We start from the raw sequence: 10,891 nt of genomic DNA, 5'->3' as shown, positions 1-10,891 counted from the left end.
ATATAAACCAATCCAATTTCATGTTTTACTGCATGTTTTTTGATTTCAGAAAAAAGTAAAAAAACGCCTAAAAGTGGAAAGAAAGTAATATAAATAAATATACCTAGTGAAACATTAGAATCACTATATAAAGATATTTTATCAATATCCTCTAAATAAGAAGCAAAAGCATTCTGAATAGCACATAGAACAAAAAATGGAAAAATGATTATTACATTTCTAACAAAAGTCGTTTCCGTATTATTTGCAATCTTTTTAGTCTGTTCATAAATACGTTTACTATACATAAAACCTCCCCAGCTATTGTTTCCGCTTAAATTTACTCCACATTTTATCCTCCTGTCCACGCCACAGGCGTTGGATATTTTCGTGGTGACGGTAGATCAGTAGGCAGCAGACGAGGGCGACAGGGAAGGTGAATTCCGGTTTGAAATAGTAAACGTAAAATGGGACTAAAAGTGCGGTTATCACGGCACTGAGCGAGGAGTAGCCGCTGATTAAAAAGACTAATAGCCATGTGCCGAGCGTACTGCCTGCCACACCCCACGCAATCGGCGAAATTGCGCCGAAAGCGGTCGCTACGCCTTTGCCGCCTTTAAAGCCGAAATAGAGTGGGAAGCAGTGCCCTAAGCAAGCCGCCAGTGCGACCATGCCCAGTTCAAAATGGGTCAGTTTTAAGTAGTAACCTGCCCAGACCGGCAGCATACCCTTCAAGATGTCCAACACCAATACCAGCAATGCCAGCCATTTTCCGCCGCTACGCAACACATTGGTCGCCCCTGGATTGCCGGAGCCGACACTGCGCGGATCGGGCAATCCTGCCAAGCGAGAAAGCAAAATCGCACTGGAAATGGAGCCTAACAAGTAAGCAAAAATCATGTAAAAAACAGCAAACAGGCTCATAACAACCTCACTGGCTTCGCAATTAAACGTGAAGAATCTTGATAATATGATCCATTGTACCTAAAATTCGTGGCATAATCTTCGCTAAATGTTCTATTCCGCACAAAATGAGAAAAAAATGTACGATACGATTTTTATTGAAAAGCTGACGGTGTTTGCGACCATCGGAGTTTATGATTGGGAGCAGCAGATTAAGCAAAAGCTGGTGTTCGATTTGGAAATGGCGTGGAACAGTCAGCGTGCAGCTGCGGAAGATAACGTTGACTATTGCCTCAATTATGCCGAAGTCAGCCAATTTATCATTGATTATATTGCAGCTAAGCCGTTTTTGTTAATCGAAACGGTTGCCTATCAAGTGGCTGAACAGCTGCAACAACGCTTTGCTATTCCATGGCTGCGACTGAAACTCAGCAAACCTGGTGCCGTAGCGCAAGCGGCTGCGGTCGGCATTGTGGTGGAGCGGGGGCAACGCTGATGCCATCTGCGTTTTACGGCTATTTGGGCTTGCTGCTTGCTTGCCTGTTTTGGGGTGGCAATTTTATGTTCGGCAAGATGGTCAGTGCCGAGATTCCGCCGATTATGTTAAATTTCAGCCGCTGGTTTCCGGCGGCGATTATTTTACTGTTGCTATTTCACCGCCAGTTGAAACCTTGCCTGCCGATTATCCGTCGCTATTGGCTGCTGCTGACCGCACTTGGCGTATTAGGCATCATCTTCTTTCCGGTTTTTTTATATCAAGGATTGCTCACCACCACTGCATTAAATGCCAGCATTTACTTAGCCGCTGTGCCGATGGCTACCCTGTTGCTGAACCGCTTATTTTTTCGTGATCCGATTGAGTCGCACATGTTAGTCGGTGCAATATTGAGCTTTATCGGGGTGCTCTATCTGTTGGTTCAAGGCGAACCGTCAAATATGTTAGCATTAAATATCAACAGCGGTGATATTTGGGCGATTGGTTCGGCGCTAAGTTGGGCGGCCTATTGCGCTATCGTGCGTCTCAAACCGCCACAACTGATCAACAGCGTGTTTGTCACCTCGTTGGTGACTATCGGCGTGCTGCTGTTTAGCCCTATATATCTTTATTCACTGGTGCAAGGCGACGACGCAGTTTACCGCGAACTCAGCAGCACACAGTGGCAAATTGTGCTTTATTTAATTATCTTTCCGTCAATTTTGTCCTACATCTTTTGGAATTACGGCATCAGCATTGTCGGCTCAGCAAAAGGTGCCAGCTTCACCAATATTGTACCGCTGTTTGCTGCTGCCTTAAGTATTATTATTCTGCGAGAGCCAATCCACCTTTACCATATCATCAGCAGCATTTTGATTGTTTGTGGCTTGGTTTTGTGCAACCGCAAAGTGCGGTCACCTTAATGGTACAATTGCGATGGTTTTTCCTAATGGTGCAAGAAGTTTTAATAATGTACTCAGCTGAGGATTCGATGTACCTTTCTCAATTCTTGCAATCACGGGCTGTTTAACGCCGCTCAGAGCCTCCAATTTCTTTTGCGAAACGCCTAATTCCTGTCTGGCATTGATTAACTCACTAATCAATGCCACCCTAAGATCACTTTCTCTAATCTCCTCTACACTAAAAATCTCTTTTTCAAAATCATTCCAGTTTGAACCGATTGGAGAGATATTATTCATTATTATTTCCTCTTTTAATCATATCTTTTAAATTTTTCTTTGCTCGCTCAATATGTTGCTGTGGTGTTTTGCGTGTCGTTTTCATAAATTGGTATAATAAAACAAAGCTCTGATTCTTGTATGCAGCAAATAATATTCGATCTCTTAATGGTCTTATTTCCCATATTTCTGCTTCTAAATGTTTGATATAAGGTTCGCCTGCGGTGACGCCATGCAAGCTTAATACCTTAATATAATCACGGATCTTGTTCAATTTGATGCGACTATCTTTATCCTTTTTTTTAGATAGTTCAAGAAGATACAACTTAACAGGCTCTTTTCCTTTTTTATCCTGATAAAATACAATATCAAACATAGCCCTTCCTTATCACCGACAATAACATACAAAACACATGCATTCAATAACTTAAAAGTTATTGAATGCTATATAAATCTGATAAGGAAAATAACGAAGCTTAGAAAAAAATCGAAAGATCAGTATAAAATATTGCGATCTGGCACGAAAAATAGAAATCAAATATCGGAAAAAGTGCGGTCACGCCAATAATAGTAGCTGTTTTAAATTCGTCAATTCAACATGGGGTAGATTGCGGCTTTGTTGATGCGCAAGCAATGAGTCACTGTTTAGGTTCAGCCACACCGCCTGACAGCCCGCTTGAACAGCGCCTTGCACATCGGCTTGCAGATTATCGCCAACGTGCAAAATCTGATCTGGCCGCACGTTGAAGTGAGCGGCGGTTTGAGCGAATAGATCAAAGTGCGGTTTTGCCCTGCCGTGCTCGCCACCACGTAAGCACAAGCTGAACTGGGTTAAGCCAATTTTTTTGGGGTCAACATTGCCATTGGTGATCACTGCCAGCGGATAGCGTTGTGCCAAGCTGTCCAAAGTGGCTTTTGTTTGTGGCGATAACGCTATTTGATGGCGCCAATGGATAAAATGTGCCATCACCTTGTTGCTGATTTCCTCAATTTTGTCAGCAGCGACCGCACTTTGTTGCAATAAGCACACCAATGCCGATTTCCGCCAATGCACCACATCTTCCATGATCAACGGATTCGCCACTGCAACCGCACGTTTAACTTGCCCCCAACTTTCCGCCGTCAAGTGCGGTAAGCCAGCCACACGCTGCAACTCACACAAAAATTGCTTTTCTGCTTCAGCAATCACGCTGCGGTTGTCATATAAAGTATCGTCTAGATCAAAGCTGATAATGTTGAATGGCTGTAGCTGGCGATAGAAACGCATAATCAATCCTAAAAAATCAATAAGAGGGACATTATGCCATTAATTCGCAAAGTGCGGTTTAAAAAATAAAATTTCAATATTGCGATCCGAATCGAAAGAAAAATCAATGATAATAGCCGCAGCTTTGGGTTTAAGCGTGGCTTTCATCCCGAAATCTGCGGCTGTTTGACTAAAATCCCTGATATTACTTCAGGGAAGTACTGATTTATAACATCTATTCTTCAATCGCTTTGGCTTTATATTTTGGATTCATCAGGTTTTCCGGTGACAAAATATCGTCCAGCTGCGCTTCAGTCAACAAGCCTTTTTCCAACACCACATCTTTGACGCTGCGTCCTGTGGTAGCACAAATTTTGCCGATAATATCACCATTATGATGGCCGATAAATGGATTCAAATAAGTGATAATTCCAATTGAATTAAACACATAACTTTCGCACACTTCTTTATTCACCGTGATGCCGTCAATACATTTATCGCGCAAATTGACACAAGCATTGCTCAACAACGAAATGCTTTCAAACATTGCTTGTCCGATCACCGGCTCCATCACGTTCAATTGCAATTGCCCTGCTTCAGCGGCAAATGTGATGGTGAGATCATTACCAAACACTTTAAAGCACACCTGATTCACCACTTCCGGAATGACCGGGTTGACTTTTGCCGGCATGATCGATGATCCGGCTTGCAGTTCCGGCAAGTTGATTTCATTTAATCCGGCACGTGGCCCTGACGACAACAAACGCAAATCGTTGCATACTTTAGACAATTTGACGGCAGTACGTTTCAGCGCACCATGCACCATCACATAAGCACCACAATCCGAAGTGGCTTCGATTAAGTTATGCGACAGCACACAAGGCAAGCCACTGACTTCACTCAAATAGCGGGTTGCCAGTTCCGGATAACCTGTCGGGGTATTCACGCCGGTGCCGATTGCGGTGGCACCCAAATTGACTTCTAATAACAAATTCGCTGTACGCGATAAATTCAAAATTTCTTCATCTAGTAGCACCGCAAACGCAGCAAATTCCTGCCCGACACTCATCGGCACCGCATCTTGCAACTGGGTGCGCCCCATTTTTAAAATTCCGGCAAACGCCTGTGCTTTAGCTTCAAACCCCTCTTTTAAATAACGAATTTGTTCGATCAATTTCATCAGACTGTTATAAACCGCAATGCGGAAACCGCTCGGATAAGAGTCGTTGGTCGATTGGCTGGCGTTAACATGATCCATCGGATCTAAATAGCAATATTCGCCTTTTTGATGCCCCATCAATTCCAACGCTAAGTTAGCTACCACTTCATTGGTATTCATATTGACTGAAGTGCCCGCTCCGCCTTGAAATACATCCGACGGAAATTGATCCAAACATTTGCCTTGCTCTAAAATGGTATCGCAAGCCTGAATAATCGCTTGAGCAATTTTTTTCGGAATCACTTTCAGCTCAACGTTTGCCAATGCCGCCGCTTTTTTGACCATCACCATACCACGCACAAATTCCGGAATATCGGAAATCACCGCATTGGAAATGTTAAAATTTTCTACCGCTCTTAAGGTGTGAATGCCCCAATATACATCTGCGGGCACTTCTCTTTCACCCAATAAATCTTTTTCAATTCTGACTGCTGTCATCGCATTCTCCTGTTAATGGTCACTGATTATCGGCAGTGGCTGCTGCCTGTTGATGGCGATATTGTAGCAATTTAAAAGCATTGATCACTGGACATAAATTTATGCTATTCATTACTTTTTATAATCTTCGAGGCTTGCGATAAGTTTGGCTTGAAAAAAGCAATTTTACCCCCATTATAATGACTATTCCCTACTTAATTTTGCAACGAGACACCGCATGCCACTATTGATTTTATTTGCTATTTTCGGGCTTTACGTGTATTTAGAATTATCCCTACTCATCACCATCGGCAGTGCTATCGGTGTTTTTCCGTTAATCCTGTTGCTTATCCTTTCCAGCGTTATCGGGCTTTGGATCATCCGTCTGCGCGGTTGGTACACCATGCTGCGCCTGCAACAGCAGCTGCGACAAGGGGAAGTGCCGTCGCAAAGTTTAGTGCAAACCGCACTTTGGCTGCTTGCCGGGGTGCTATTTTTGATTCCTGGCTTTCTAAGCGATATTCTCGCTATATTGTTACTGATGCCGTTTAGCGCCCACCTGCTCGAAAAATATGTGTCGCATAAAGTGCGGTCATTTGCTGTTTTCAATGGCAGGTTTGCCCAAACTAACGATCGCTATCGTGCTGATAACGGCACCGTTTATGAAGCGGAATACGACAAAAAAGTCGATGAAGATAAACGCTTACATTAAAAATTTTATTTTTGCCCTTGAAAGCCGATAGCCTTGCCCATATTAAGTTTTCACCAATTATTAAAACCGCACTTTGCACGGTGATGGTTACGCAAGTATCCGAACACTGCGCAAACGCATTCAATTAATTAATCTAACTACATCAGGAGAAAGTGAGATGAATATTCGTCCATTACACGATCGTGTGATTATCAAACGTGAAGAAGTTGAAACCCGTTCAGCCGGCGGCATTGTGTTGACCGGTTCCGCTGCCACCAAATCGACCCGTGCTAAAGTATTGGCGGTCGGCAAAGGTCGTATTTTGGAAAACGGCAGCGTGCAGCCACTGGATGTGAAAGTCGGCGACAGCGTTATTTTTAATGAAGGCTACGGCGTGAAAAGCGAAAAAATCGACGGCGAAGAAGTGTTAATCATCTCTGAAAACGATATTTTGGCAATCGTTGAATAATCACTCTTATTTTACTATAACTCATTGTAATAGAAGGAATATAAAAAATGGCAGCAAAAGACGTTAAATTTGGTAATGATGCTCGTGTCAAAATGTTGGCAGGGGTAAATGTATTAGCCGATGCAGTGAAAGTGACATTAGGTCCGAAAGGTCGCAACGTGGTGTTAGACAAAGCGTTCGGCGCACCAACAATCACCAAAGACGGGGTTTCAGTTGCGCGCGAAATCGAGTTGGAAGACAAATTCGAAAACATGGGCGCACAAATGGTTAAAGAAGTGGCGTCTAAAGCCAATGACGCTGCCGGTGACGGCACCACCACCGCCACCGTATTGGCGCAATCTATTGTCAACGAAGGCTTAAAAGCGGTCGCCGCCGGTATGAATCCGATGGATCTGAAACGCGGAATCGACAAAGCTGTGGTCGCCAGTGTTGAAGAGTTGAAAAAATTATCCGTGCCTTGTGCTGATTCAAAAGCGATTGAACAAGTAGGCACTATTTCTGCCAACTCTGACACTACCGTCGGTAAATTAATTGCTGAAGCAATGGATAAAGTCGGTAAAGAAGGCGTGATCACCGTGGAAGACGGCAGCGGTCTGGAAGACGAATTAAATGTGGTTGAAGGTATGCAATTCGATCGCGGTTATCTGTCCCCTTATTTCATCAACAAACCGGAAACCGGCAGCGTTGAATTGGATAATCCGTATATCCTGCTAGTTGACAAAAAAATCTCCAATATTCGTGAGTTACTGCCAGTGCTGGAAGCTGTCGCTAAAGCCGGTAAACCACTGTTTATCGTTGCCGAAGATGTTGAAGGTGAAGCGTTGGCAACCTTAGTGGTCAACACTATGCGCGGCATTGTAAAAGTCGCTGCGGTAAAAGCACCGGGCTTCGGCGATCGTCGTAAAGCGATGCTGCAAGACATTGCAGTGCTGACTGCGGGTACTGTAATTTCCGAGGAGATCGGCATGGAGCTGGAAAAAGCTACAATTGAAGAGCTGGGACAAGCCAAACGTGTGGTCATCACCAAAGACAACACGACGATTATCGACGGTATCGGTGATCAAGCGCAAATCAGCGGTCGTGTGGCACAGATTCGCCAACAAATCGAAGAATCCTCTTCTGATTACGACCGTGAAAAATTGCAAGAACGTGTGGCAAAATTAGCCGGCGGTGTGGCGGTGATCAAAGTCGGGGCTGCGACCGAAGTCGAAATGAAAGAGAAAAAAGCCCGTGTTGAAGATGCGTTGCATGCAACCCGTGCTGCAGTTGAAGAAGGTGTGGTTGCCGGTGGTGGGGTTGCATTAATCCGTGTTGCCAACAAACTGGTTGATTTGACCGGTGATAACGAAGATCAAAATGTCGGCATCAAATTGGCATTGCGTGCAATGGAAGCGCCATTGCGCCAAATCGTTGCCAATGCCGGAGAAGAAGCTTCAGTGGTTGCTCGCAACGTTAAAGACGGCGTTGGTAACTACGGTTATAATGCTGCAACTGAAACCTATGGCGATATGCTTGAAATGGGTATTTTGGATCCAACCAAGGTGACCCGTTCTGCACTGCAATTCGCAGCCTCTATTGCCGGACTGATGATCACCACTGAGTGTATGGTGACCGAACTGCCTAAAGCCGAAGCACCAGATATGGGCGCCGGAATGGGCGGCATGGGTGGAATGGGCGGCATGATGTAACCGCACTTCCCTCGTGAAATAGACCCCGATAACACATTGAGTTATCGGGGTTTTATTTTTTGGCTATAAGCTTAATCGAAAACACTAACCAAATAAAATCGGCACGACCAATACGGTGGCAATCATCACGATAATCGTGAAAGGTACCCCAATTTTCAGGAAGTCAGAGAATTTGTAACCGCCCGGCCCTAATACCATGGTATTGACCGGAGAAGAGACCGGTGTCATAAATGCTGCCGATGCTGCCACTGCAATCGTAATCACAAACGGTAGCGCTGATGTCTGAAGCTCATTTGCTAATGCCACGCCAATCGGGGTCATCAAAATCGCTGTAGCCGTGTTGGAGATAAACAACCCAATTAGCGCACACAAAATAAATAAACTGGCTAATACCCCATGAATGCCCCATTCGCCAACCAGCTCAATCAAACCGCTGACGGCAAGGCTAATCCCACCGGTTTTATCCAGCGCTATTGCAAACGGCATCATACCGACAATCAAAATCAGGCTCGGCCAATGAATCGAATTATAGGCGCTGCGTGCATCAATACAGCGGAATTTTGCCAACATCATGCAAGCGATCAGTGCCGCAATCACATTCGGCACCACGCCGGATACCATCAACGCCACCATTGTCACCACCGACAAAATAGCATGCGGCGCTTGCGTAATGGCCGGAGCAACTTGATCAATCTCACTTGGATAATTCAGCATAAAGAAGTCTTTATTACTGCTACGCAATTCACGAATCTGTTTCCAGTCACCGATGACCAAATACTGATCCCCTGTGGTAATTACGACATCGGCTAATTCTTCGGTAATCCGCTTGGTGCCACGTTTAACGCCGGCAATAATTAAACCGTATTTGTGCTGAAATTTAATTTCACGCACCGTTTTACCCAAATTAGCACTTTCCGGAATCGGTGAAATCTCCGCCATGCCGACCGACTTCGCTTTTTCACTATAGTAGTTGCCACGCACTTCAATCGGTTTCAATCCGTATTCTTCACAAAACTGCGCCCAATCCAAGTCGTTGTTGGCAATATCCAGTAATAAAATATCTTTCTCGCGCACATCGGTCAATGCAGACGCAGTGACGACAATGTGACGAATTCGGCGCCAGCGCTCGACTGCAACCACTAAAATACGGTATTGAGAATGTAGGTGCAGTTCATCGAGTGTTTTGCCGATCAAACGCGAACCGGGCATTACCAGTGCCTGCTTGGAACGATCTTGAATTTGATAACTTTCGATCAAATCATTCATCGAAGTGCGGTTATAGTTGTTTTCCTCATGGCCTTGGTTATCACTATCCAAAAATCGGCGGGCAAACAGCATATAGCCAATTCCTAATACTAACACCATCAAACCAATCGGAGTGAAGGTGAAAAAACCAAGCTGCGGCTCTCCTGCCCGAACCAATTCAGCATTCGCAATCAGGTTAGGCGGTGTTGCGATCAACGTTGTCATCCCACTGGTTAAGCCAGCCACACTCAGTGGCATCATCAAGCGTTTCGGTGAAATATTCATCTGAGTGCAAATCGCCAAGACCACCGGAATAAAAATCGCCACGATGCCGGTAGAACTCATAAATGCGCCCAATCCCGCCACCGCCACCATCAGCAACACCAGTATTTTGACTTCATTATTATCAGCCGCTTTAATCAGCCATTCACTCACTTGATAGGCAACCCCAGTTCGCAACAACCCCTCACCGACCACGAACAGTAGCGCAATCAAAATAATATTTGGATCGCTAAATCCAGCCAAAATTTCCGGCACACTCAAAATTCCGCTCAAACTGAATGCCACCATCACCAACAACGCCACCACATCCATTCTGATTTTATTGGAGATAAACAACCAAACCGCAATCACTAAAAAAGCGAGGACTAAAAATAATGGCGGACTGATTGAAAGGTATTGTTGCAAAAGCATGACTTGATTTAACTCCCTGTTCTGATGGCTACTTCCGATTGCGGACAAATTGGTACTCTGGTTGTCCACTATAGCACAGAAGCAGAATCAATAGGTTTGAATCAATAAAAAATTGCCATCAGGCGGCTCTATCGCCTTTAATACGCCCTCTGAATTGATGAATTGTATTGGTGATCACACCTTGCAACCGCACTTGCTGTAGTGAGGGAACCCGTAAATTATCATGTTTGGAATCTAGCGAAAAAAAGATCAAATTATTCTCTTCTGCTGAAAAAAATTCGTACAACTGTAAACTGCCGTTTTGTTCAATCACCACCAAATCACCGGGTATAATTTGAGCGGTTTCTTCGATAACCAACATATCACCCTGCTCAATTCCCCAAGAGGTCAAATGCGGGTTATTCACTCGCATAAAAAATGTCTGTTTGGGTTTTTTGATACAGTAAAGGTTCAGATCCATTTTGTATTTGACCGCACTTTGCTTGCCGAAATGAAATGTTGCCTGTCGTTGATCGTCATAGACCGGCATTGGTTGGTAAGAATAGGGATGTCTGGCTGAATTATCGATGCTATTCATATTGTTATACATAATTCGCTCCTTCTTTTGTGTCAATTTTTTAACTTTAACGAACGCCGGCACTATTTAACTGGGTATTTATACAGTGATTTATACTGTATTTTTATACAG

13 protein-coding genes are annotated in these 10,891 nt (G+C 44.3%); 5 read left to right on the top strand and 8 right to left on the bottom strand.

The window, feature by feature from the left end; genetic code table 11:
• On the bottom strand, nucleotides 1–287 hold a 287-nt coding region (locus FHQ30_RS02745; protein WP_139625141.1), incomplete at its 3' end, for a hypothetical protein.
• Nucleotides 288–300: 13 nt separating this feature from the next.
• Nucleotides 301–903 carry a glycerol-3-phosphate 1-O-acyltransferase PlsY gene (gene plsY, locus FHQ30_RS02740; RefSeq protein ID WP_139612224.1) on the bottom strand — a complete coding sequence of 201 codons (603 nt, stop codon included), beginning with the start codon at nucleotides 901–903 and terminating at the stop codon, nucleotides 301–303.
• A 118-nt stretch (nucleotides 904–1,021) separates the two neighbouring features.
• Here plsY and folB point away from each other — a divergent pair, with 118 nt between their 5' ends.
• On the top strand, nucleotides 1,022–1,378 hold the full coding sequence (folB, locus tag FHQ30_RS02735; protein ID WP_139612225.1) for a dihydroneopterin aldolase: 357 nt from the start codon (nucleotides 1,022–1,024) through the stop codon (nucleotides 1,376–1,378).
• Complete coding sequence (locus FHQ30_RS02730) at nucleotides 1,378–2,280, top strand: DMT family transporter (protein WP_139612226.1); 903 nt, start codon at nucleotides 1,378–1,380, stop codon at nucleotides 2,278–2,280. Before folB ends, FHQ30_RS02730 begins: the two co-directional genes overlap by 1 nt.
• Here FHQ30_RS02730 and FHQ30_RS02725 read toward each other — a convergent pair.
• The 4 genes from FHQ30_RS02725 to aspA form a co-directional block, all read right to left on the bottom strand.
• Complete coding sequence (locus tag FHQ30_RS02725) at nucleotides 2,272–2,556, bottom strand: helix-turn-helix domain-containing protein (RefSeq protein WP_139608542.1); 285 nt, start codon at nucleotides 2,554–2,556, stop codon at nucleotides 2,272–2,274. The genes FHQ30_RS02730 and FHQ30_RS02725 overlap by 9 nt on opposite strands.
• On the bottom strand, nucleotides 2,549–2,911 hold the full coding sequence (locus tag FHQ30_RS02720) for a type II toxin-antitoxin system RelE/ParE family toxin (RefSeq protein ID WP_139612227.1): 363 nt from the start codon (nucleotides 2,909–2,911) through the stop codon (nucleotides 2,549–2,551). The genes FHQ30_RS02725 and FHQ30_RS02720 overlap by 8 nt, the downstream gene beginning before the upstream one ends.
• Before the next feature lie 180 nt (nucleotides 2,912–3,091).
• Nucleotides 3,092–3,802: an HAD-IA family hydrolase gene (locus FHQ30_RS02715; RefSeq protein ID WP_139612228.1), complete on the bottom strand. Its 711-nt coding sequence runs from the start codon at nucleotides 3,800–3,802 to the stop codon at nucleotides 3,092–3,094.
• A 214-nt stretch (nucleotides 3,803–4,016) separates the two neighbouring features.
• Nucleotides 4,017–5,438, bottom strand: coding sequence for an aspartate ammonia-lyase (aspA, locus tag FHQ30_RS02710; RefSeq protein ID WP_139612229.1), 1,422 nt, complete (start codon nucleotides 5,436–5,438; stop codon nucleotides 4,017–4,019).
• A 217-nt stretch (nucleotides 5,439–5,655) separates the two neighbouring features.
• Between aspA and FHQ30_RS02705 the strand changes: the two genes are divergently transcribed.
• The 3 genes from FHQ30_RS02705 (at nucleotide 5,656) to groL (ending at nucleotide 8,265) form a co-directional block, all read left to right on the top strand.
• A complete protein-coding gene (locus FHQ30_RS02705; RefSeq protein ID WP_139612230.1) occupies nucleotides 5,656–6,129 on the top strand; it encodes an FxsA family protein in 474 nt (157 codons plus the stop codon).
• A gap of 157 nt (nucleotides 6,130–6,286) precedes the next feature.
• The gene (locus FHQ30_RS02700; RefSeq protein ID WP_132964264.1) at nucleotides 6,287–6,577 is read left to right on the top strand and encodes a co-chaperone GroES; all 291 of its coding nucleotides are present in this window, start codon (nucleotides 6,287–6,289) and stop codon (nucleotides 6,575–6,577) included.
• A gap of 47 nt (nucleotides 6,578–6,624) precedes the next feature.
• Complete coding sequence (gene groL / locus FHQ30_RS02695; RefSeq protein ID WP_139608538.1) at nucleotides 6,625–8,265, top strand: chaperonin GroEL; 1,641 nt, start codon at nucleotides 6,625–6,627, stop codon at nucleotides 8,263–8,265.
• 84 nt (nucleotides 8,266–8,349) lie between these two features.
• Here the strand turns inward: groL and FHQ30_RS02690 are convergent, their stop codons facing one another.
• Nucleotides 8,350–10,203 (bottom strand): SLC13 family permease, encoded by a 1,854-nt coding sequence (locus FHQ30_RS02690; protein WP_139612231.1) that lies wholly within the window; start codon nucleotides 10,201–10,203, stop codon nucleotides 8,350–8,352.
• Between the two features lie 118 nt (nucleotides 10,204–10,321).
• Complete coding sequence (locus tag FHQ30_RS02685; protein WP_267963880.1) at nucleotides 10,322–10,792, bottom strand: LexA family protein; 471 nt, start codon at nucleotides 10,790–10,792, stop codon at nucleotides 10,322–10,324.
• Between the last annotated feature and the right edge of the window lie 99 nt (nucleotides 10,793–10,891).

It is taken from the genome of Testudinibacter sp. 'clade 2' (assembly GCF_006227735.1).
In the GTDB taxonomy this organism is placed as follows: domain Bacteria; phylum Pseudomonadota; class Gammaproteobacteria; order Enterobacterales; family Pasteurellaceae; genus Chelonobacter.
Note: the sequence above shows the minus strand (reverse complement) of the source record. Positions and strands in the feature narration are given on the sequence as shown.